Source organism: Roseateles sp. So40a (assembly GCF_048081605.1).
Classification (GTDB): Bacteria; Pseudomonadota; Gammaproteobacteria; order Burkholderiales; family Burkholderiaceae_C; genus Roseateles.
On record NZ_CP182288.1, the window covers coordinates 3599147 to 3622019 of the forward strand.

General features: G+C 69.4%; 17 protein-coding genes. 4 read left to right on the forward strand and 13 right to left on the reverse strand.

The features are described 5' to 3' along the window. Window positions 1–3: 3 nt before the first annotated feature. The 6 genes from ACNI65_RS16385 to kduI form a co-directional block, all read right to left on the reverse strand. A complete protein-coding gene (locus tag ACNI65_RS16385) occupies window positions 4–1347 on the reverse strand; it encodes an ABC transporter substrate-binding protein (protein WP_416758000.1) in 1344 nt (447 codons plus the stop codon). After that, window positions 1344–2507: an ABC transporter ATP-binding protein gene (locus tag ACNI65_RS16390; RefSeq protein ID WP_416758002.1), complete on the reverse strand. Its 1164-nt coding sequence runs from the start codon at window positions 2505–2507 to the stop codon at window positions 1344–1346. The genes ACNI65_RS16385 and ACNI65_RS16390 overlap by 4 nt, the downstream gene beginning before the upstream one ends. A 4-nt stretch (window positions 2508–2511) precedes the next feature. After that, on the reverse strand, window positions 2512–3324 hold the full coding sequence (locus ACNI65_RS16395; protein ID WP_416758003.1) for a carbohydrate ABC transporter permease: 813 nt from the start codon (window positions 3322–3324) through the stop codon (window positions 2512–2514). A 137-nt stretch (window positions 3325–3461) separates the two neighbouring features. Continuing rightward, window positions 3462–4349, reverse strand: coding sequence for a carbohydrate ABC transporter permease (locus ACNI65_RS16400; RefSeq protein ID WP_416758004.1), 888 nt, complete (start codon window positions 4347–4349; stop codon window positions 3462–3464). 81 nt (window positions 4350–4430) lie between these two features. Then, entirely contained in the window at window positions 4431–5192 is a 762-nt protein-coding gene (kduD, locus tag ACNI65_RS16405) for a 2-dehydro-3-deoxy-D-gluconate 5-dehydrogenase KduD (protein ID WP_416758006.1), read from the reverse strand. A 30-nt stretch (window positions 5193–5222) separates the two neighbouring features. Next, window positions 5223–6059, reverse strand: a complete 837-nt coding sequence (gene kduI, locus ACNI65_RS16410) for a 5-dehydro-4-deoxy-D-glucuronate isomerase (RefSeq protein WP_416758008.1) — start codon at window positions 6057–6059, stop codon at window positions 5223–5225. A gap of 179 nt (window positions 6060–6238) precedes the next feature. Here kduI and ACNI65_RS16415 point away from each other — a divergent pair, with 179 nt between their 5' ends. From ACNI65_RS16415 to ACNI65_RS16425, 3 genes are all read left to right on the forward strand, one after another. Continuing rightward, the gene (locus ACNI65_RS16415) at window positions 6239–6574 is read left to right on the forward strand and encodes a cupin domain-containing protein (protein ID WP_416758009.1); all 336 of its coding nucleotides are present in this window, start codon (window positions 6239–6241) and stop codon (window positions 6572–6574) included. Between the two features lie 188 nt (window positions 6575–6762). Next, complete coding sequence (locus tag ACNI65_RS16420) at window positions 6763–9765, forward strand: TonB-dependent receptor (RefSeq protein WP_416758011.1); 3003 nt, start codon at window positions 6763–6765, stop codon at window positions 9763–9765. 10 nt (window positions 9766–9775) lie between these two features. Next, window positions 9776–10546: a rhamnogalacturonan acetylesterase gene (locus tag ACNI65_RS16425; RefSeq protein WP_416758013.1), complete on the forward strand. Its 771-nt coding sequence runs from the start codon at window positions 9776–9778 to the stop codon at window positions 10544–10546. Window positions 10547–10588: 42 nt separating this feature from the next. Here ACNI65_RS16425 and ACNI65_RS16430 read toward each other — a convergent pair whose 3' ends face one another. The 5 genes from ACNI65_RS16430 to ACNI65_RS16450 form a co-directional block, all read right to left on the reverse strand. Further along, entirely contained in the window at window positions 10589–11554 is a 966-nt protein-coding gene (locus ACNI65_RS16430) for a sugar kinase (RefSeq protein WP_416758014.1), read from the reverse strand. Between the two features lie 141 nt (window positions 11555–11695). Continuing rightward, window positions 11696–14812, reverse strand: a complete 3117-nt coding sequence (locus ACNI65_RS16435; protein ID WP_416758016.1) for a bpX6 domain-containing protein — start codon at window positions 14810–14812, stop codon at window positions 11696–11698. Next, window positions 14809–16923, reverse strand: a complete 2115-nt coding sequence (locus ACNI65_RS16440) for a hypothetical protein (protein ID WP_416758018.1) — start codon at window positions 16921–16923, stop codon at window positions 14809–14811. The genes ACNI65_RS16435 and ACNI65_RS16440 overlap by 4 nt, the downstream gene beginning before the upstream one ends. Further along, window positions 16920–17435 carry a hypothetical protein gene (locus ACNI65_RS16445; RefSeq protein WP_416758019.1) on the reverse strand — a complete coding sequence of 172 codons (516 nt, stop codon included), beginning with the start codon at window positions 17433–17435 and terminating at the stop codon, window positions 16920–16922. Before ACNI65_RS16445 ends, ACNI65_RS16440 begins: the two co-directional genes overlap by 4 nt. Continuing rightward, on the reverse strand, window positions 17432–18595 hold the full coding sequence (locus ACNI65_RS16450) for an AAA family ATPase (RefSeq protein ID WP_416758021.1): 1164 nt from the start codon (window positions 18593–18595) through the stop codon (window positions 17432–17434). Before ACNI65_RS16450 ends, ACNI65_RS16445 begins: the two co-directional genes overlap by 4 nt. A gap of 292 nt (window positions 18596–18887) precedes the next feature. Between ACNI65_RS16450 and ACNI65_RS16455 the strand changes: the two genes are divergently transcribed. Then, window positions 18888–19808: a hypothetical protein gene (locus ACNI65_RS16455; protein WP_416758023.1), complete on the forward strand. Its 921-nt coding sequence runs from the start codon at window positions 18888–18890 to the stop codon at window positions 19806–19808. A gap of 50 nt (window positions 19809–19858) precedes the next feature. Here the strand turns inward: ACNI65_RS16455 and ACNI65_RS16460 are convergent, their stop codons facing one another. Next, window positions 19859–21508 carry an esterase/lipase family protein gene (locus tag ACNI65_RS16460; protein WP_416758025.1) on the reverse strand — a complete coding sequence of 550 codons (1650 nt, stop codon included), beginning with the start codon at window positions 21506–21508 and terminating at the stop codon, window positions 19859–19861. A 90-nt stretch (window positions 21509–21598) separates the two neighbouring features. After that, on the reverse strand, window positions 21599–22849 hold the full coding sequence (locus ACNI65_RS16465) for a urate hydroxylase PuuD (protein ID WP_416758026.1): 1251 nt from the start codon (window positions 22847–22849) through the stop codon (window positions 21599–21601). Between the last annotated feature and the right edge of the window lie 24 nt (window positions 22850–22873).

Below are 22873 nucleotides of genomic sequence, written 5' to 3' on the forward strand. Positions count from 1 at the left end.
CTTTCACTTGATCCGCTGCAGCAGCGCCTGGCCCTCGCGGACCAGACGCCGCGCGGCGTCGATGTCGGTGGTCTTGCCGTAGGCGACGGTCTCGAAGACCTCGCGCATGAACTTGTGCAGCCGCGCGTGCTCGAACAGCGGCGCCGGCCGCTTCAGCCGGCCCGACGCGCGCTGCACGCGGATCTGCTCGTGCGCCGCGACCTCCAGCGGCGGCAGCGTGCCCGCGGCCTTCAACTGCTCGAAGGGACCGCGCGCCGACGGCAGGCCGCGTGTGCGTCCGAGCAGCCGGGCGGCTTCGGGGTCGGTGAGCAGGAAGTTGACGAGCTGTGCGGCCAGCTCGGCGCGGCCGTTCTTCTCGGCATGCCGGCTGACCGCATACATCACGGTCGGTCGACCGAACATGCCGCTGTCCAGCGCGCCGGGCAGCGTCGGGAAGTCGCCGAGCACCAGCCGCTGCTGCTTGTCCAGCGTCGACGCGCGCAAGCCGATGACCGAGTCCCAGGTGTAGTTGCCCGCCCAGCGGCCGACGACCCAGTCGGGCTGCTGCTCGGTGGGCTTCTCGGCGCCGCCCAGGCTCGCGCGCAGGGGCAGCGGCGTGGCGACATGCTCGCCCACGAGCCGCTGATAGACCCGCACCCAGTCGAGCGCCGCCGACTCGCTCATCGCCACGCGCGGCTGCGCGGGATCGACGTAGGGCGTGCCGTGGCGCTGCTGCACCCAGGCCTGCGCGAGCAGCATCATGTCGTAGAGCTCGCCGTCCAGCGGATACGCCTCCTCGCCCAGCACGCGGCGGAACACGGGGCCCGCCGCGAAGAGCTCATCCCAGGTCCGGGGCAGCGCCAGGCCGGCACGCTCGAACGCGGCTTCGTTCCACAACATCACCCGCGCGCTGAAGGACACCGGCAGCGCGTTGAGCTTGCCGGCGACATCGCCGTAAGCCAGGTCCTCGCGGTCGAACTGCGCCAGGTCCAGCAGCGCCGCGTGCCGGTGCAGGTCGGCGAAGCCGTTGCCGCGCTTGCTGAACATCGCCAGCCACGCCCAGTTGATCTGCATGACCTCGGGCTCGGAGCCGCCGGCGATCTGCGTCGTCAGGCGCTCCAGGTAGCCGTTGAAGCCCATGTACTCGGCCTTCACGCGCACGCCATGGCGACGCTCGAAGAGCGCCAGCGCCTTGAGCGTGGCCTCGTGCCGGCCCGCGCCGCCCCACCACGCGAAGCGCAGCACGGCGTTGCGATCCTGCGCGCGAGGGACCGACGGCGCCGTCAGCGCGGCGGTCACGCCGGCCGCGGCGGCCACCGCGCCCGCGCCGGCCGCCAGCCCGAGCAGCTGTCGTCTCGGCAGGCTCATGCGTAGGCTCCGCCCATCGAGACCGACAGCAGGTTCACGCCGCTCGTCGCATCGAAGAGATGACAGGCCGAGAGCTGCGCGTGCAGCGTGACCGCGTCGCCGCGCGTCAGGCCATTCAGCGCCAGGGCCTGCTCGGCCGGGATGCGCGCGGTGATCGGCAACGCGCCGAGCTCGGCATGCAGGTAGACCTCCGAGCCCATGTGCTCGGTGAAGCGCAGCCGCGCCTCGAGGCGGACGCTGTCGCCTTGCGCGCGCGGCGCCAGGTGCAGGTGCTCGGGCCTCAGCCCGAAGGTCACCGCGCCATCGGCCAGGCGAGGCAGCGCGGCCAGGCCCGCCGCCTTGTCCGACGGCAAGGGCAGCCGCGCGCCGCCCACTTCCACCGCCAGCCCCGCGTCGGTGGCCAGCAAGCGCGCGTCGAGCAGGTTCATCTCGGGCGATCCGATGAAGCCCGCCACGAACGCATTGGCCGGCCGGTCATAGAGCGCGGTGGGCGTGTCGACTTGCTGGATCACGCCTTCCTTGAGCACGCAGATGCGCTCGCCCATCGTCATCGCCTCGACCTGGTCGTGCGTGACGTAGATGGTCGTGGCCGGCTGCTGGCTCTCGCGCAAGGTGCGGTGCAGCTCGGTCAGGCGCACGCGCATCGCCGCGCGCAGCTTGGCGTCGAGGTTGGACAGCGGCTCGTCGAAGAGGAACACGTCCGGCTTCTTCACGATCGCGCGTCCCACCGCGACCCGCTGCGCCTGACCGCCCGAGAGCTGCTTGGGATAGCGGTCCAGCAGGTGCTCCATCTCCAGCAGCTTCGCGGCATGGCGCACGCGCTGGTCCAGCTCGGCCTTCGGGGTCTTGGCCAGCTTCAGTCCGAAGGCCAGGTTGTCGTAGACCTTCATGTGCGGGTACAGCGCGTAGTTCTGGAACACCATCGCGATGCCGCGCTGCTTCGGCGGCAGCGTGTTGACGGGTCGATCGCCGATGCGCAGCTCGCCGCCGGTGATGCTCTCCAGCCCCGCGATCATGCGCAGCAACGTGGACTTCGCGCAGCCCGAGGGGCCGACGAACACCATGAACTCGCCGTCCCGCACCTCCAGGTCCACGCCGTGCACGGCCTTGAAGCCGTTGGGGTACACCTTCTCGACCTTGTCCAGGCTCAGTCTTGCCATGTCGTCAACCCTTGACTCCCGAGGACGTCGCGCCCTCGATGAAATGCTTCTGCGCCGCGAAGAACACGGCGATCGATGGGATCAGCGCCACCACGGAGATCGCGATGACATTGGCCCACTCGACCTCCTCGGTCGCGCCGATGCTCATCTTCAGCGCCAGTGAGACGGGGTACTTCTCGACCGACGCGAGGTAGATCAGCGGACCCATGAAGTCGTTCATCGTCCAGATGAACTGGAAGACCACCACGGAGATGATGGCGGGCTTGAGCAGCGGCACGATGATGTGCCACAGCAGCTGCAGCGCGTTGCAGCCGTCGATCTGCGCCGCCTCCTCCATGTCCCGCGGAATGCCGCGCAGGAACTGCACCAGCATGAAGACGAAGAAGGTGTCCGTCGCGAAGGCCGAGGGCACGATCAGCGGCAGGTAGGAATCGAGCCAGCCGATCTCGCGGAAGACCAGGTACTGCGGCAGCCGCAGCACGATCAGCGGCAGCATCATCGTGGCGATCATCACGCTGAAGAGCAGCTTGCGACCCCAGAACTCGAAGCGAGCGAAGGCGTAGGCCACCATCACGCACGAGATCACCGTGACGACGATGCGCGGGATCGTGATCAGGAAGCTGTTCAGGAAGTAGGTCGCGAAGGTGTACTCGGTGCTGGTCTTCCAGCCCTTGGCGTACGCGCCGAAGTCGAAGCGGTCCGGCCAGAAGCCCGCGGAGCTGAAGATCTCGGCGTTGCTCTTGAAGGACGCGCCCACCAGCCACAGCAGCGGGTAGAGCATCACGATCGCGACCGCGGCCAGCGCCAGGTAGCGCAAGGGGCGGTTGCCTCGGTCTCGGCCCAGTGTCAGGCTTGCCTCACTGCCGCGTCCGCGGCCCGTGCCCTCTCCCGCAAGCGGGAGAGGGAGTGAGTCGCGCGCCGCGTCGTCGCGACGGGCGGGAAGCGGAAGACGGCTCATCGCTTCGTCTCCTTCTCACCCGAGTAGAAGACCCAGTACTTGGAGCTCCAGAAGGACAGCGCCGCCAGGCCGCCGACCAGCGCGAACAGCACCCACGACAGCGCCGCGCCGTAGCCCAGGTTGAAGAAGCGGAAGCTCTGGTCGTAGATGTAGAGCGCGAGCACGTAGGTCGAGTGCAGCGGGCCGCCTTCGGTGATCATGTACGGGCCGTTGAACTCCTGGAACGCGTGGACCATCTGCATGATCACGTTGAAGAAGATCACCGGCGTGATCAGCGGCACGGTGATCTTCCAGAACTGCTGGGCCTTGCTCGCCCCGTCGCATTCGGCGGCCTCGTACAGCGAGATCGACACGTTCTGCAGCGCCGCCAGGAAGATCACCATCGCCGATCCGAACTGCCACGTGAACAGCAGCACGATGGTCCACATCGAGTAATGCTCGTCGGCGAGCCACGGGATGGGCTCCATCCCCAGCTTCACCAGCACGAGGTTCACCAGCCCGTGGCGCGCGAAGACGAAACGCCACAGCACCGCCACCGCGATCGATCCGCCGAGGATGGATGGGATGTAGAACGCGGCGCGGAAGAAGTTGATGCCGCGCAGCTTGAAATTGAGCACATGCGCGATGAACAGCGCGAAGCCCACGCGCAGCGGCACCGCCAGCAGCGCGAAGAGCAGCGTCACGCCCAGCGACTGCCGGAACAGCGGATCCGCGGTGGCGAGCTCCTCGTAGTTGCGCAGCCCGACGAACTGCGGCGGGTCGATCAGGTCGTATTGCGTGAAGCTGAGCGCGAAGCTCATCACGAAGGGAAAGAGCTTGAACAGCAGCACGCCCAGCACGAAGGGCAGGACGAACAGGAAGCCCAGGCGTTTGTTCTCGTACATGTGCCGTGTCTCCGTCGGCGAGCGCGCGCGGTCTCTGCGGACCGCGTCGCGCCGGATGGGCGAGGTCGGAAGGAGCCGCGCTCAGCGCGCGAGCCAGCCTCCATCGACCGCGACGGTATACCCGTTCACGTAGTCCGACGCCTTGGACGCCAGGAACACCACCGGCCCCGCGAGATCGTCCGGGTTGCCCCAGCGCCCGGCCGGGATGCGGTCCAGGATCGCGGCGTTGCGCGTCTCGTCCTGGCGCAGCGCGGCGGTGTTGTTGGTGGCCATGTAGCCGGGCGCGATCGCGTTGACGTTGATGCCGTGCGAGGCCCATTCATTGGCCATCAACCGCGTGATGCCCATCACGCCGCTCTTGCTGGCCGTGTACGAGGGCACGCGCACGCCGCCCTGGAAGGACAGCATCGAGGCCACGTTGATGATCTTGCCGCCGCCGCCCTGCGCGAGGTACTGCCGCGCCACGGCCTGCGAGAAGAAGAACACCGTCTTCAGGTTGAGGTCGACGACGTCGTCCCAGTCCTTCTCGCTGAAGCGGATCGCGTCCTCGCGCCGGATGATGCCGGCGTTGTTGACCAGGATGTCCACGCGGCCGGTCAGCGACTTGGCCTCGGCGACCAGGCCCTCGATGCAGCTGATGTCGCCGAGGTTGGCGCGCAGGTCGAGGAAGCGCCGGCCCAGCCGCTCGACCTCGGCGCGGGTCTCGGCCGGGTCGGACACGTTGACGCCGACGATGTGCGCGCCGGCCTGCGCCAGCGCCACCGCCATGCCCTGCCCGAGGCCGGTGTTGCAGCCCGAGACGATGGCCACGCGGCCATCGAGTTGGAAGTTGTCCAGGATCATCTCGTTCGTTCCCTTGCTTGGCCCCGCGCCTCAACGCAGCGTCGTCATCGGCACGTGGTCCATGTCCTTGAAGACCTGGTTCTCGCCGACCATGCCCCAGATGAAGGTGTAGGCCTGCGTGCCCACGCCCGAGTGGATGGACCAGCTCGGGCTGATCACCGCCTGCTCGTTGCGCACGACCAGGTGACGCGTCTGCGTGGGCTCGCCCAGCATGTGGAAGACCACCGCGTCGGACTTCATGTCGAAGTAGAAATAGACCTCCATGCGGCGGTCGTGCTGGTGGCACGGCATGGTGTTCCAGAGGCTGCCCGGCTCGAGCTGCGTCATGCCCATCAGCAGCTGGCAGGTCGGCAGCACGTCGGGCACGAGGTACTTGTAGATCGTGCGGCGGTTGCTGGTCTCGGGCGCGCCCAGCGTCTCGGGCGAGGCCTCGGCCAGCGTGACCTTGCGCGTCGGATACGCGGTGTGCGCCGGCGCGCAGTTGAAATAGAGCTTGGCCGGGTTGGCGGCATCGACGCTCTTGAACTCGACGATCCGCGCGCCCTGCCCGACGTAGAGCGCCTCGCGGGGGCCGATGTCGTACTGGGTGTCGTCGACGAAGACGCGGGCCGCGCCGCCGATGTTGATCAGTCCCAGCTCGCGGCGCTGCAGGAAGAAGTCGGTGCCGGTGTGCTTGCCCAGTTCCGCCGAGAAGGTCACCGGCCGGGTCACCGGCATGATCCCGCCGACGATGATCCGGTCGATCTGGCTGTAGGTCAGCGTCGCCTGATCGGGCTGGAACAGGTCCTCGACCAGGAACTGGCGGCGCAGGCCTTCGGTATCCAGCGTGCGGGCGTGCTCGCTGTGGATGGGTTGGCGGATTTCCATGTCGTCTCCTGGCTGTCCTGTGGCTTCACGAGCTCTGATGGGGTCGCAGCGTACGGGTCTGCGGACTTTCCCGGAACTATGGTTTCTATGTAGTGAACCACTGTTTCATTTTTCAACGACGTCGTTATAGTTGCTCGCAACGACGGCCGAGAACCGTCCTGATTCCAGGAGACGCCCCGATGAGCAGCCCGTACTTCCTGAACGACGCCGAGCCGTGGACCGAGCTCGGCGACGGCATCCGACGCAAGATCGTCGGCCACACGCCCGAGCTGATGTCGGTGCTGGTGCAGTTCGACCAGGGCGCGATCGGCACGCCGCACGCGCACGACGCGCATGACCAGATCGCGTTCGTGATCAGCGGCGCGTTCTCGTGCGAGGTCGGCGGCGTGAAGCGCGTGCTCAAGCCCGGTGACGCCTTCGTCGCGCCACGCCTGACCTCGCACGGCGTGGTCGCGCTGGAGCCCGGCAGCACGCTGCTGGACCAGTTCTCGCCGCGGCGCGAGGACTACCTCTAGCCCGCATTTCCCAAGGTCCGCGCGCGACGCGGATCGCAGCAGTCCGCAGTACCGAGGCGGGCGCCGCACTGCAGCGGCTCCGCTCCCTACCCTGCCGGCGCCCTGCGCGCGCCTGCGACCCCATGCCGCGAGAGCGACGGGCCAAGATCCCGCGCCCGCGGCCGCAGAAGAACCTTGGAGACAACGTCATGCCCCAACGCCATGGGACTCGCCTCGGGACGTCCGCGACGCCCCGCCTGACCCGCCTCGCCGCCTGCCTGCTGGGCACGGCGACGCTCACGCTGCCCGCCTGGAGCCAGGACCAGGCCGTGCCGGCCCCCGCTCCCGCGCCTGCTGCGTCCGAGCCCACCGGCCCCGCCGCCGAGAAGTCGCTCGAGACGGTCGTCGTGACCGGCATCCGCGCCTCGCTGGCCGCGGCGCTGAATGCCAAGCGGCAGGACCGCGGCATCGTCGACGTGATCAAGGCCGAGGACATCGCCAAGTTCCCCGACACCAACCTGGCCGAATCGCTGCAGCGCATCCCGGGCGTGGTCATCGACCGAGACGCCGGCGAGGGTCGCAACATCACCGTGCGCGGCCTGGGCGCGGACTTCACGCGCGTGCGCATCAACGGCATCGAGGCGCTGGCCACCACGGGCGGCACGGACAGCTCCGGTGGCGCCAACCGATCGCGCGGCTTCGACTTCAACGTCTTCGCCTCCGAGCTCTTCAACACGATCACCGTGCGCAAGAGCAGCTCGGCCGAGGTGGACGAGGGTTCGCTCGGCGCGACCGTCGACCTGCAGGCCGCGCGGCCTTTCGACTTCAACAAGCGCGTGATCACCGCGTCGGTGAAGGGCCGCTTCAACGACCTGTCGCGCGAGACCGATCCGCGCGCGGCCTTCCTGCTCAGCGACGTCTTCCTCGACAACAAGCTGGGCGTGCTCGTGTCGGGCGCGTACTCCAAGCGCCGCCTGTATGAAGAGGGCTTCTCCACGGTGCGTTGGGACAACGGCGCGTCCTCCGGCGGCTGGTGCTCACCGCAAGGCGTGACCCCGGGCAACCCGACGACCACTGCCACCACCTGCGGCCCCGCGGCGCAGGGCGTGCCACGCCTGCCCGCCTCGCCAGGCGCGACCACGGCCTACAACGACGCGAGCAGCTCGGCCAACTTCCACCCGCGGCTGCCGCGCTACGGCCGGCTCACGCATGACCAGGACCGGCTGGGCCTGACCGGCTCGATCCAGTTCCGCCCCAGCGACCGCACGCTGCTGACCTTCGACATGCTGTACTCGAAGCTCGACGCGACGCGCCAGGAGGACTTCCTGGAGGCCATCTCCTTCAGCCGCACCGCGAGCCAGGGCGGCAAGCCGCAGACCAGCGTCGTGGAGGCGCAGTACGCGCCCAACGGCGCGCTGCAATACGGCGTGTTCAACGGCGTCGACATCCGGGCCGAGTCGCGCTACGACGAGCTCTCGACGACCTTCCGCCAGCCCAGCCTGACGCTGGAGCAGGAGATCACCGATCACCTGAAGTTCAACGCCAAGGTCGGCCGCGCGGACTCCAAGTTCCGCAACCCGGTGCAGACGACGGTCACGCTGGACGCGCTCAACGTCAACGGCTACACGCTGGACTTCCGCGGCAATGACCGGCTGCCGGTCATCAAGTACCCCTTCGATCCCACCGCGCAGAACGGCGCGCTGCAGATCGTGGGCGTGCCGCAGGTCACGACGGGCACACAGCCCACGACGGTCACCAACACGACGACCAGCGAGATCCGCATCCGGCCGCAGGGGGCCAACAACCGCAACGACATCGCGCACCTGGACCTGGCCTGGGAAGTGATGCCTGATCAGCTCACGCTGAAGGCCGGCTACGACTACAAGAAGTACAGCTTCGACACCTACGAATTCCGGCGCATCAACCAGAACGACACGATCTTCTCGCCGGCGGCGGGCTCGGGCGTGCTGACGACGATGCTGACCAACTTCGGCCGCGGCCTGAGCCTGCCCGCAGGCACCCCGACCTCGTGGGTCATCCCCGATCTCAACGCGATCGCCGCGGCCTACGACATCTACTGCAACTGCCTCAAGAGCGGTCCTGCGGGTGGTCCGGGCGACTTCACGCTGTCCTCGATCACCAACGGCAACGCGCGCGGCAACAACCGCGCGGTGATCGAGCGCGACCGCGGCGGCTTCGTGCAGGCCGACTTCGAAGGCCGCGTGATGGGCCTGAAGATGCAGGGCAATGTCGGCGTGCGCTACGTCGTGACCGAGCAGGACGCCACCGGCTACCTGGCCACTGGCGGCGGCACCGAGGTGGTCATCGGGCAGAAGTACAAGGACTGGCTGCCGGCGCTGAACCTCTCGGCCAACCTGACCAAGGACCTGGTCGCGCGTTTCGCCGCGGCGAAGGTGATGGCGCGTCCTCAGCTCGGCAACCTGAACCCCGGCGGCACGATCAGCACGACGGGCACCTTGTCGATCACCACGGGCAATCCGTACCTGAAGCCCTTCCGCGCGAAGACCTTCGATGCCAGCCTGGAGTGGTACTTCGGCCGCAACGCCTTCCTGGGCGTGGGTCTGTTCCAGAAGAACATCAGCACCTACATCCAGAGCCTGCGCACCAACGCGCCGTACAACCAGACCGGCTTGCCGCTGTCGCTGCTGCCGTCCAACTTCACCGGCGAGGAAGTCTTCCAGCTCACCACTCCGATCAACACGCCCGGGGGCAAGCTTCGCGGGATCGAGCTCAACTACCAGCAGCCGTTCTCCTTCCTGCCGGCGTGGGGCAAGAACTTCGGCACGGTGCTCAACTACACCTACGTGAAGTCCAAGATCACCTACCTGATCTCGCCAACCAGCGATGCGGTGATCACGGACGACCTGCTGAACATGTCGCCCAAGTCGTGGAACGCGACGCTGTACTACGACGACAACACCTTCAGCGCACGGGTGTCGGCGTCCAAGCGTTCCTCGTTCCTGACGCGGGTGCCGGGGCAGAACAACAACGACGTCGAAGGGAAGAACGCCACGCTCAACGTGGATGCGTCGATCTCGTACAAGGTCAACGACCGGCTCACCATCACGCTGGAAGGCGTCAACCTCACCAACGAGGCCAACGACCAGTTCATCAGCCGCGCTCGCAACAGCCCCGTCGTCTATCACGTCACCGGACGCGAGTACCTGCTCGGGGCGAGCTACAAGTTCTAAGCTTCGGCTCATGAGAACTTCCTGGCTCGTCGCGCTGGTCGGCACCTTTCTGGCCAGCACCGTTCAGGCGCAGAGCGCGCCGCCTGCCCTCCGCGTGATCCTTGTCGGCGATTCGACGATGGCCACGAAGAGCGGCTACGGCGACGCGCTCTGCGCGCGCTTCAAGCCCGAGGTGCGCTGCGTCAACGCGGCGCGCGGCGGCCGCAGCACGAAGAGCTTCCGCGCCGAGGGCCTGTGGGACCAGGTGATGACGCAGTTGCAGGACCGCCCGGCGGGCCAGGTCGACGTGGTGCTGATGCAGTTCGGCCACAACGACCAGCCCGGCAAGCCGGGCCGCTCGACGGACCTGCAGACCGAGTTCCCCGCCAACCTCACGCGCTACATCGAAGAGGTCGCGCCCACCGGCGCGCGCTTCGTGCTGATCACGCCGCTGACGCGGCGCAGCTTCGATGCGCAGGGCCGTCTGGACAACGCACTGCGTCCCTGGGCCGAAGCGACGATCCGTGTCGCCAAGTCGCATCGCGTCCCGCTGATCGATCTCAACGCGATCAGCCACGCGGCCGTGCAGGCGATGGGCGAGACCGAAGCGGACACGCTGGCGATGGCGCCCAAGCCCATCGATGCGCCCGCGCAAGGCGCCTCCGCGCCGGAACGGGCCGGGGCGGCGAATCCCGTCTTCGACCGCACGCATCTCGGCGCCAAGGGCGCGCAAGTCTTCTCCGCGATGGTCGCTGAGCAGCTCGTCATCGCGATGCCCGAGCTGCAGCGCTGGATGCGCTGATTCGACGGAGTGACAAGCCGGGATCGCTTCCCGGCATCGATGTCAACGCAGATCGCTCATCGCCTCGATGGGCACGATGGCTCCCGGATGCTGGATCACACGCGCGGCGACGCGGTTGCCGAAGGTCGCCGCGGCGACTGCATCGCTGCCGGTCAGCCTCCGCGCCAAATAGCCCCCGGCAAAGGAATCCCCCGCCGCCGTCGTGTCGACGACACGATCCACCGCCTGCGTCGGTGCCTCACGCCAAGCGCGCTCGGCCCCCTCGCCCGCTTGCGGGAGAGGGTGGGGGTGAGGGCCAGCGGCCGCCGCACACACCAGTGTGGAAAGGGCCCCGCGCTTGATCACGATCTCAGGCACGGGCAGCGCTTGCGCATGCGCGATCGCCGCGTCGATATCGGGCAACGCGAAGAGCGCCTGATGATCGTCGACCGTCACCAGCGCGATGGTCGATAGCGAGAACGCGCGCTCGAACTCCCGCTGCGCTGCGGCCCGATCCGGCCAAAGCCGCGGCCGATAGTTGTTGTCGAAGATGACCTGGGCGCCCTGCTCTCGCATCGCCGCCATCAACGCATAGAGCCGCTCACGCCCCGCTGCTGGCAGGATCGCCAGCGTGATGCCGCTGAGATAGAGCGCATCGAACTCCCCGCGACTCGCCTCGATCGGCGTGAGCTCGATATCGAAATACGCCTTCGCCGCCGCCGTCTCCCGCCAGTAATGGAAGCTGCGCTCCCCACGCGCGTCGACCTCGATCATGTACAGCCCGGGCATGCGCCCCGCGATGCGCCGCACCAGGCGCGTGTCGATGCCCTGATCGCGCCAGCGCTCGATCAGGCCGGTGCTGAGGCTGTCCTCGCCGAGCGCGGTCGCATACGCGACCTCCACGCCGGCCGCCGCGCCGCAGCGCCGCAGGTACACCGCGGTGTTGAAGGTGTCTCCGCCGAAGCCCTGCGTCATCGACCCGAAGGCCTCGCCCTTGAGCTCGAGCATGCATTCGCCGATCACGGCCACGCGCTTGGTCATACCGGTCCTTCTTCCCAGCTATCCCTGCTATCCCTGCTCATTCCAGCAGCTTCGTCTCACTCTTGAAACGATGTTCCGGATTTTGGAATCAGAGGAAGAAGCGCGCCACCGGGCTGACCCGGAGACGTGTCAGGACCGACCTGCAGCGGACAGTGCCCACTGCTGGCAGTTCGCCGTGTCGAGCGCCGCGAAACGGCCCTCGTCATCGAAGACCATCCAGACGCCGCGGAAGAATCGCGCTCGCGGCGGCTGCGTCGACGTCCACGGCCAGCGGGCGTGCAGGCGCCCGGTCTCCAGGCAGACCAGTTCCACGCGCTGGGGCAAGGCCTCGCCGGTGGCCTCGTCCTGCTCGACGACCCAGCACGCCAACCAGCGTCCACCCAGCCCGATCACGTGACGATCCGCGAGCAGCAGTTCCGGGTATCGCTGCTTCGGATTCGACGGATTCATCGGCTGAAGCACGCGTTTGCCCGCGTCGTTGATGCCGGGACGGAAGTCCAGCAGCTCGCCGTTGCTGATCGCGACGCGATGCACCCGATCGCTGCCGTCCTTGGTCGGCATCGCCAGCGTCAACGGGTCGCGGACGAGCAAGCGGCGCGTCGGCAGGCCATAGCGCCAGTGTTCATCGGCACTCTTCGTGTCCGCACCGTCAATCCACCAGTGCTCCTGCTCCTGGCGCGTGTCGATGTCGCGCACCCGCCCCGGCAGATCCGCGACCTGCCACAGCACCTCGCCCAGCATCGGCGACAACACATCGAGCACACGCACCCGGCGGCCCTCGGCGACCGTCCACGTCTCGCCGTCGAATTGCGTCGAGAACGCATCGAATCGATGCACGCCCAGATCGACGAGCCGCTCTTCCGGCACCACCAGACGCGTGACGCGCCAGTCCTGCGCATCGCCGGATGGACGAGCCGCGAGCAGCAAGGCCGATCCGCCGTCGAAGGCGCCCACCAGCCGATCCGCTGGCACCGGCAGATGCGCGCGACGACGGCCCCGCGCATCGAGCCGCACGACGCCGGACTCGCCCAGCGCCAGCAGCCATTCGCCATCGGGCAGCGGCAACGCATCGCGCACGGGCAGGCCGCCCGCGTCGGGCATCGTGCCGAGAAGCGGCGAGGACCGCGTGCTCAGCACCTGCGGCTCGCGATCGACGATGGACCTCTTGATCGGCGGCAGGTCGGCCGCGAACGAAGGATCCCCGGCCATCCGGGTCAGCCGTGCGATCTGCTCGAAGCGCAGCGGCGGGGGATCGAGCCGGACCTGGTCCTCGAGCATCGGTCCCACCAGCATCAGCGCGAGGCGATGCGTCCAACGGCCCGTCTCGCTCAGACCCAGCAATTCATCGGCCATCGCGGCGCGCTCGACGGTGCGATCGGGCTCGTAGAGCCACTGCTCGAGCGCGTCCTGATACGCCGCCAGCGTCTCCGGCCAGCCCTGCGCGCGCCAGACGATCGCCCGTGCGGCCTCGGCCCCGCCCGCCGCTTCGACGGCTGTCAGCCAGATCGCGGCGCGCTCGCGTGCCTCGGCCTCCTGCACCGGCCAGATCACACGGATCGCCTCGCGCAGTTCGCCGCGCGCGGCCAGCGACTCGGCCCATTCCACGCGCAAGCGCCGCGCCGGATCGGGCCAGCGCTTCTCCAAGGCCACGACGGCATCGGCGAACGCGCGATCGCGCCGCGCCACGCGCACCGCCTGGCGCCAATCGCCGGCCAGCGCGTAGTAGCGCACGATCACCGCCGCGGGCATGTCCCAGCTCAGCGCGAGCTCCGCGGCCTTGGCGAGCTGCCCATGCCGCTCGAGCATGTCCAGCGCGCCTTGCTTCTCGCCGAGCAGCACCGCATGCACATAGGCCGCCTCGTCGAAGCGGCCTTGCGCCTCCAGCCGCTCGGCGGTCTTGCGATAGAGCTGGCGCAGATGCGACATGAGCTCGTCGCCGAAGACCATGCCCGCGGTGGCCGGCGTGTTGGCCGCGTTCAGCGACAGGCTGTGGCGCGCGCCGAGCAGGAAGGCCTGCCCCAGCGCGCCGTCGCCCGGGCCACCGCCCAGCGGCGGCGCATGACGCAGCGCGTCCTTGAGCTGGTCCTCGTCGAACATCCGCAGCACACGCCGCATGTAGGCCGCGTTGCGCGCGCCGATCATGGACATCAGCCCCGAGGTCGCAGCCACGCGCGCGGCCCATTGCCGCCAGGCCTGCGGACGGATGCCCGCGCGGTTCAGCCGCTCGGGCAGGCCGGTCGCGGCCAACGCGCGCGCCGCGCGGTCCACCACGCGCGCGGCCGCGCCCGCCGCGGTGCCCAGGATCGAGCGACCGCCACCACTGATGCCGACACCTCGCCCCGATCCCGCGCCATTTCCGGTCCCGGTCCCGGTCCCTGTCCCCGTCCCTGTTCCCGGGCGAACGCCTTTGCCGCGAGCGAGATAGGCGATCAGCCCGAAGAACGCCGCGCAGACGAGCACCGTGATCAGCAAGGTCCAGTCGGTCTTGAAGCTGGCGCTCGATTGACGATCCTCGGCGCACATGCGCATCACCGTGATGACCGCGGACGCGCTCAACACGATGCGCAAGGTGGTCCACCCGCCCTCGGCGCCACCGCCGTTGAACGAGCTCGGCGAGGCGCCACCGCGATCACCTGATGCGGCTGCTCCGCGGCGCGCCGACGCCGCCCCGGCCTTGCGCAGCGCCTCCAGCATCTCGCGCGTGGCGCTCGCCGTCCCACCGGGCACCTCCGGGCCGAGCACTTCGCGCAGATCGCGCGGCGCCAGCACGAACGCGGCTTCCCGCGCGGGCTGCGTCAGGTCGAAGGGCTCGATCAAGGGCGTGTCCGCGTCCAGCCATTCCGACGGATCGACGCGTCGCGCGTCGCTGAAACGCAGCGGACGCAGGCGTCCGCCTTCGGCCAGCCAGGCGTCGGCGACGAGCGGTCCATGCCCGGATCCATGGGATCCATCGGCCCCGGCGGCGCGATCGCGCCATTCCTCGCTCGACACCTGCGCGCTGCACAGCACGCCATGCTGGCGCCGCAGCGGCCACGCGCCGAGCGCGCCGCAGTCCGCCCATCGCGAGGCCGGCCAGATCAAGAGATCGCCGTCCTCGAAGCGATGCAGCGCCGCGCCCTCGCACCAGGACGCGAGCACGATCTCGCGACGTGCCGGCTCGTCATGCCACGCCGCCGGCCACCACAAGGCGTCGACGGCCTGCCGGCCCGCGAGCACCGGACGCTGGATTTCCGCGCCGCGCGTCATCGATTGCTCCCCTGCCCGGCCACGGATGCCCCGGTCGCGTGGGACGCGTCGGCCGGCTTCTCGTCGCGCGCGATCATCAGCGGCTGCCCGCTGGATCCGTCGATCACGACGAGCTCGCGGTCCCGCGTGATCACCGCGACGCGCCCGGACCACGGGCAGACGCTCGCCTGCACGATGTCGGCGTCCGCCTGGAAGATGGCTTCGGTGACGTTCACGGACACGCGCAGCAAGGCGCGCTTGCCCACGAGCACGATCAGCGACGGCGATGCTTCACCGTCCACCGTCGTGAGGCCGATGACCCGGCCACCGCTCGGCGCGCGCACCGTGGCCTCGGGCAGTTCGCCGCCCTTGTGCTGGAAGAAGAGATCTTCCTTCTCGGACGACCAGCGCATCCGCCAGGTCTCGGTGTCCGCGTCGACCCGCGCTGCCACCGCCACCGGCAGGTGCAACCAGCCCCATCGAGGCTCGAGGGGCGGCCGCACGCGCAGGGCGAGGAAGACGCGATCGGGCTGCTCCGGCAGGTCCAGCACGGCGATGCCGCCGCGATCCGGCGGGTTCAGGCCGACCTCCCAGAGCCACAGCCGTTCCTGCTTGTAGCTGAGGACGATCGCGAGGTCATCGGTGGACGCGGCCATCGCCAGCACCTCGCGACCGACGATGCGCAGATGCGCCTCCTGCGCCGTGCGCCTGCTGGGCCAGAACGACAGCTGCCGCGCGTCATCGAGCAGGAGCAACGCGCTTTGCTGCTCGTGCTTGAGCACCACCAGCGGCATCCATTTCGCCGTGCCCGGCGTGGCCTTGAACTCGTCGAGATCGGTCAGCCGACGCCCCCCGAAATCCGGCAGATGCCAGCCCTGATGCACGTCGCGGTCCGCGGCCACCTGCATCAGTCCGAACGAGGTCAGCCCGTCCACGCCGAGCGCGACGGGCGACTGCCGAGCTGACCATTGATGCGCGCGACGTTGCACGCCGCGCTTGCCGTCGGCCGCCGGTACCGAGAACACCAGCGCCGTGTGAGAGCCGTCGATCCCGGGCACCATCAGGTGATCGCCGCCCCGCGCGAATCGCGGCGCCTGCGTCATCGCCATCAAGGGCGCATGACCGCGCGGCGGTGCGCGCCGGGCCGGCCGCGCGTGGTTCACGCCGCCCGGCGCCGTCAGGGCCGGGACCGGCGTCTTGAAATCAGCCCGCAGCAGGCGCGCGGAGATGCGCTCATCGGGCAGCGGCAGTACCGCACGCCGCGTCACGCCCGGCGCCGCCAACGCGACCTCCAGCTCCGGCGTCATCAGCCGCAGTCGCAGGCTCAGCGCGCGCTCCTGTCCCGTGGGCGCTGCGAGCGCCGGCGTCGGCGCGCCGATCCACCACAGCTCCGCCTCACGCAGATCGGGGCATTCGCGGCGGCGCTTGTGCGCCGCGAGCGCGGCGATGGCCGCGCCGACACGCAGCGACGCGGACGCGTCCGGGTCACGGACCGTGCCCGCCGGCCCCTTCGCCTCCATTGCCGCAGGGTCCTCAGCGACCTCGAGCGAGACCTGCATGCCGGCGATCGCCTCGCGCCAGGCACTGCGGTGCGCATCGCTGGCGGCGACGAAGGTCCGAGCGCGCATCAGACGCGCGAGCTCGCGCACGCCGGACGCTTCGTGCAATTGCCCGGGCTCCTGCACCACGCCCCAGAACAGCGACCCGCCGAGTTCCTCGGCGCGGCGCGCCAGCAGCACCCACGCGGCCAGGTGCGCCAGTCGCGGCGCGCCCAGCTGCAGCGGGCCGGCGTCGAACAGCGCGACCACCGCGCGATCCGTCGGCGTCGCCCGCAGCGTCGGCGCGAGGAACAGGTGTTCCTGCGAGGCTGCGCGGCGCAGGAACTCCTCAGGGAGTTCCTCGGCCAGCAGCCATTCGGTGGTCAACAGCCGGTCGTACGGCCCGCGCGAGCGCAGATCCCCGAGCCCCTCGGGCTCGACGGGCGACCGTCCGGAGCGCGCCTTGGCCGGCCCGGCCAGGTCCTGCAGCCGGCGCACCAGCTCGCCCAGCGACTCGGCCAGCATCGGATCGAACCAGGCCAGCCAGCCGTGCCAGCGCTGCAACGGGGCGGGCAACGCGAAGGCCGTGCTCATGCCACGCCCTCCGCCGCAACCGTCACCTCTGTCGCGTCCTCCGTTGCCACGGGGAATGCTGCCGGCAGCCCCCAGCGCGCGGCGATGGCGCGCAAGGTCGCCTCATCGGCGGGCTGAGCGCGGTCCAGCGGCAGCACCGCCTCGGGCGCGGCCCACAGCAGCAAGGGCGTGCGCCCGTGCCGGCGCTTCAGGGCATTGAAGACCAGCCCCGCGTCGACATCGGGCGAGACATGCGTGGGCAGCCACAGCATCGGTGCCTGCGCGGCGGGCGCGGCATAGCGGATGCCATCGACCCAGGGCATCGTCGCGGGATTGCCGAGCACGACGAGCCAATCGGCCGCCGCGCTCAGGCGCAGGTCCGCGCGGCGAGCGGGCGGCAAGGCGGCCAAGGCCACCAGCAACGCGCGCGCCGGCTCGCCATGGGCGATCGCCGCCTGCGCCGCCGGAATCGGCTCCGCTGCAGCCCGCCACGCCCAGCGGCGCGGCGTCAGGGCCGCGTTGATCGCGCTCATTGCAGCGTGGTGCCGATCGTGCCGATCGTGCCGCTCGCACCCTCGACGCGCAGCCGCGCCAGCAGCTGCTCGCGCGCCGCCGCCAGCTCGGCCGGCAATTGCTCGGGGGCGAAGTTGGCGTCGATCTCACGCAGCACGCTGGTGATGGCCGGATGGCCGTTCGCCGCGTCGACCGCCGCGCTGAGGCAGGCCTGCGCCTGCGCGATCAGCCGGCCCACGCGCGACAGCGGCTGCATCGCGGCCTCCTCGACGGCGTAGCGCAGGTGCGGGTGCTCCGCGTGCGCGAGCTGCGCCTTGAGCACGTCCCGCGCCTGCAGTTGCGCCTGCTGCGTGGGCAGCACGTAACGCAGCGGCCAGAGATCCGCGGGCAGCGCCTCGAGCCGGCCCGCCAGCACGGCGGCCGCGGCGATCAGGCGCTGCGCCTTGACGATGCGCCGGTCCGACAGCCGCAGTCCCGCAGCGCGCAGCTGACGGATCGCCTCGGCCAGCACGGGCCGCACGGCGTCCATGCGGACCTCCTTGAGATGCTTGCCCAGCAGATCGAGGTGGACCATCGCGCCCGGGCCGTCGACGGCCTGGAAGTCGCTGCGCCAGCCGCCCTCGAGCAGCGATTCCAGTTGCTCATCGGGCACCGGCTCGACGAAGGCGTGCAGCAGGAAGCGATCGGCGAAGGCGGCGAGCGCCTCGTCCTCGGGCAGGCCGTTGGCTGCACCGACACACACGCGCAGCGGGCAGGCGAGCTGCGTGTGGCCGCGGCGGAAGCGGCGCTCGTTGAGCACGCCCAGCAGCGTGTTGAGGATGGCGGTGGATCCGAGGAAGACCTCGTCGAGGAAGGCCACGTCGGCCTCGGGCAGCATGCCGGTGACGTCGGTCTCGACAGTGCCCTCGCGCAGCTTGCGCAGGTCCACGGGGCCGAAGAGCTCGGTGGGCTCGGTGAAGCGGCCCAGCAGGTATTCGAAGTAGCGGCCGCCCAGCGCCTGCGCGACGCGTCGCACGACGGCGCTCTTGCCGGTGCCGGGCGGGCCGACCACCAGCAGGTGTTCCTGGGCGACGGCGGCCAGGACGATCAGCTCGGCGAGCGGCTCGCGGCCGACGAGCCCGGTGGTGGCGGCATGGAGCGCGGCGCGCAGCTCGCGCGCGGCGTCGGAAATGGCGGTCATGTCAGGTCGGCTCTGCGGCCGCGTGGGGTGGTCCCGGCTCGACGCAAGCGTCCTCCCTCCGGGCTAGGCGCGGATTATCACGTTTACAGTCGGCCACCCCGCCTCGCTCAAGGACTTCGCCATGGCATCTCCCACACCGCGTTCATCGCCTTCATCGCCTTCATCGCCTTCATCTCGTTCATCGCGTTCGCTGCGCCCGCACGCCCTGGCCCTGACCCTCGGGCTCGCGACTGCCTTCGCCGCACCGGCCCGGGCCGAAGTCGAGATCCCCGATCGCTTCCCCGAGCTGAAGATGCTGTCCGCGCCCGACGCCGCGGCGGGGATCGTGCGCTGCACGGGCCAGTCCGCGCCAGCCGAGGCGCAGGCGTGGATCGCCGCGCTGCTGGGCTCGGCGGACCCAGACGACGCCCGCGAGTTCGCACCGGCCCAGGCACCCGCGGTCGCCATCGCCGCGCGCGGCTGGTGGACCTGCGTGCAGCTCAGCCCGACGCGATTCCCGATCTATCCGCTGGAGGTCCTGTCCGAGACCATCTCCGTCGACGGCGTGGCCGCGCCCGCGATGGCCGACTTCCACCGCCGCCTGCTGCGCGCCCTGGCGGAACGCGGGCAGGCGCTCGGCCTGGTCGTGTTCCCGACCGGTCACGGCAATCAGCTGAGCTTCAAGGTGGCGCCCAACACCGCGCTGTACCTGGGCTTCACGAAGGAGTTCCTGCGCGCGGGCACCTACGTCGACAACGGCATGACCGCCGTGCTGCGCGATCCGGCGATCGGCACGCTGCGCATCACCAACATGGTCGAGGCCTCGCGCGACAACGTGAAGGGACAACTCGCCTTCCCCGCCGAGCGCGTGATGTGGCCCATGGACGGGGACTACATCCAGCCCGCGCCCGGCCCGGTCAACACCGCGCAGGTCTTCGAGGGCACCCGCTGGACCTCCACGCAGCAGACCGTCATCGCCTTCCAGCCGGGCGGTGTGGCGACGATGACCTCGCCGCGCACGACGTCCACCGGGACCTGGGAAGCGCGCGACGGCGTGGTCCGCATGAAGATCGGCAGCGGCACCTTCTACACGCTGCGCGCCTCGGCCGACGGCAAGACGCTCGCGGGCCGCGCCCGCAACACGCCTCGTCCCGCCAAGGACATTCCGCCCGGGATGGAAGCCGTCATGGGCAAGATGCGGCACTGGACCATCACGCTGACGCCGGCACCCTGACCGGCGGGGAACAGCTCGCGTCACGGCGCTTCAGATCGCTTCGGCGTTCCTCAGGGCGCGTCCTGATTCCACCCGCGGATCACGAAGCGCAGTCGGCCCTTGATGCCGGGGCTGCTGGGCTGGCGCGTGCCGTCCGCGGCGATGGTCGCGCTGTCGACCTCCACGTTGACCTCGACCGCTTCGCCCGCGATCTGCTGCGGCGTGAGCGCCGTGTCGGCCAGCGACACGCCCGCGTCCTGCCACGCGTACTTCACCTTCCACGGCGTGCCGTCCGCGCGGGGCGGCTCCATCTCCAGGATCAGCGCGTTGCGGAACAGATACCCGCCCTCGAAATGCTGGTTCAGCCACAGGCGCTGGTCGATCTCGTAGTCCGGCACCTTCACGCCCAGCGTCAGCCCATACGCCAGCGATCGCCGTCTGGGATTGACCTTCGCGCGGTTGGCCAGGAACACCGTCGACAGGTAATGCGAGCTGCTGCCGCCGCACTGCAGCCAGTCCGCGTGCGTGAGGCAGGCCACGGAGTCCTCCTCGGCCGTGCGGCGCGTCAGGTACCAGAGCTTGCCGCGCGGCGACGCCAGCATCTCGATCTGGTACAGCGCGTTGACGCGCGCCTGCTGCCCGTCCGCGGCCTTGAGCACGTCGGCCGGCAGCCGGATCTCGTCGATGTCCATCCACACGTCCACGCGCACGTCGCCGAAGAGGAAACGCGTGAGGTTCTGGAAGGCCTCCTCGCTGTTGACGATGCCGTAGAAGCCCGAATGCGAGCGGTAGGCGAAGGCCTTCGCGCAGGGCGAGCCGACGCTGCCGTCCTCGTTGAGCCCGCGCAGCGTGGCGTTCTCGATCTTCACCAGCCCGTCGCTGCCGTTGCCGACGAAGGTGCGCGACAGGCCGGCGGCGGCCTCGTAGTCCAGCCGGTTCGTGCCGACCATCGTGAACACGTTGCGCGACGGGAAACGCGACTCCGGAATCAGGTCCACCGCGTCATGGCGCGCGAAAGCCGCCTTGAGGTCGAGGTAATCGGCCATGCGCTGGCCGCGGTTGAAGTTGCTGATGTCCATCGCCGCGAACCACGACGGCACGTTCAGCCCCAGCATGTCGATGCCGTTGTGCGGCGTGGCGTAGGTGAAGAACTTGTCCACGCAGCCCGCCACCTGCTTCGGGTCGAGCGCCGCGTTCTGCAGGAAGGCCCGGCACACCAGCCCGCCCATCGAGTGCGCGACCAGGTGGCAGCGGAAGTCCTCGGGCTTGTCCACGCCGCTGCGCGGATTGGCCAGCAGCAGCTCGCGCACCTTGGCCACGAGCTCGGAAAGCCCCTTGGCGAAGTCCTCGATCGTGGGCGTCTTGCCCGTCCCGAACAGCGTCGAGGCCGGGTCGTAGTAGCGGTAGATGACGATGGACTTGCTGCCCAGCACGTTGTCAGTGGGCTTGCCGCTGGCGTCGAATTCCCAGCCGGGATCGACGATGTCCAGCCCGTCCTCGTAGACGTCGCTGTAGCCGAATTCCGAGGCGAGCCGCACGACCGGCGATTCGAAGACGAACTTGCGCGGCCGCTCCTTGTTGCTGGCCGACGCGCGCATCGTCGTCGAGCCGAGGTTGAAGCCGCAGAACGGATCGGCGGTGGTCTCGTCGATCTCGCCGCGCGTCATCGCGAAGCCGCGCACGTAGATGATCGGATGGAACGGTGCGTTGTTGTTGGCCATCAGCCGCCTCCCCGCCCCGCGCGTCAGGCGAGGCCGCGCGCAGTCTGGCGCGCGGGCGGCCAGCCGTCATTCCCACGTTCTAGGTCGGGGTCAACGCTGCTTGAACCAGCGGCCCAGCGTCGCGCGTTCCTCGTCGGTGATGCCGGTCGCGTTGTTGAGCGGCATGCTCTTTTGCACGACGACCTGCTGGTAGATCTCCGCGGCGTGCTGCTCGATCAGCTGGGGCTCGTGGAACTGGATGCGCTTGGGCGCCAGCGCCGCGTTGTGGCAGGCCAGGCAGCGCGCGTCGACGATGCGTTTCACGGTATCGAAACTCACCGGACCGGTGCCGTCGACGACGGCGGCAGTGCCTGCGGCAGCGCCGGAGGCCGGCGTGCTCACCGTGGCCGGCGCCGTCGTCACCGGCACCATCGTCGGGGTCGGCGCGAGCCAGGAGATCAGCACCGCCAGCAGCATCGCCACCGCAACCAGCAGCGGCCACGCGTCCACGCCCTTGTGGCGTTTCACGAACCAGGTCCGCACCAGCGCGCCCGCCAGCATCAGCATCACCAGCACCAGCCAGTTCTGCGGATGGCTGTAGAGCATGCCGTAGTGGTTGGACAGCATCGCGATCAGCACCGGCAACGTGAAGTAGGTGTTGTGCACGCTGCGCTGCTTGCCGCGCTGGCCGTGGATGGGATCGACGGGCCGGCCCGCGCGCATGTCCGCGATCACCTGCTTCTGGCCCGGGATGATCCAGAAGAACACGTTGGCGCTCATCATCGTGGCGATCATGGCGCCGGTGATCAGGAAGGCCGCGCGTCCGGCAAAGAGCTGGCTCGCGCCCCAGGCCGCGGCGACGATCACCGCCGCGATCAGGCCGAGCACCACGCCGTCGTTGCCGATCGAGCCATCGGCCTTGCGCCCGAAGCGCCGGCAGATCTGGTCATAGATCAGCCAGCCGCCGGCGAGGAATCCGAGCGCGCCCGCCACCGCCGCCGGCGCGCTCCAGTCGAAGACGCGCTTGTCGATCAGGTAGGTGTCGGCGTTGAAGAGATACAGCAGCGCGAAGAGCGCGAAGCCGCTCATCCACGTCCAGTAGCTCTCCCAGTAGAACCAGTGCAGGTGTTGCGGCAGGTGCGCCGGCGCGACCATGTACTTCTGCGGGTTGTAGAAGCCGCCGCCGTGCACGGCCCACAACTCGCCGTCGACGCCCTTGGCGCGGAGATCGTCGGCCTGCGGCTTGACCAGGTGGTTGTCCAGCCAGACGAAATAGAAGGAGGCGCCGATCCAGGCGATGGCCACGATCACGTGCAGCCAGCGCAGCAGCAGATTGGCCCAGTCAAGCAGGTAGCTGTCCATCAACGAACGTTGAGCAAGTTCCGG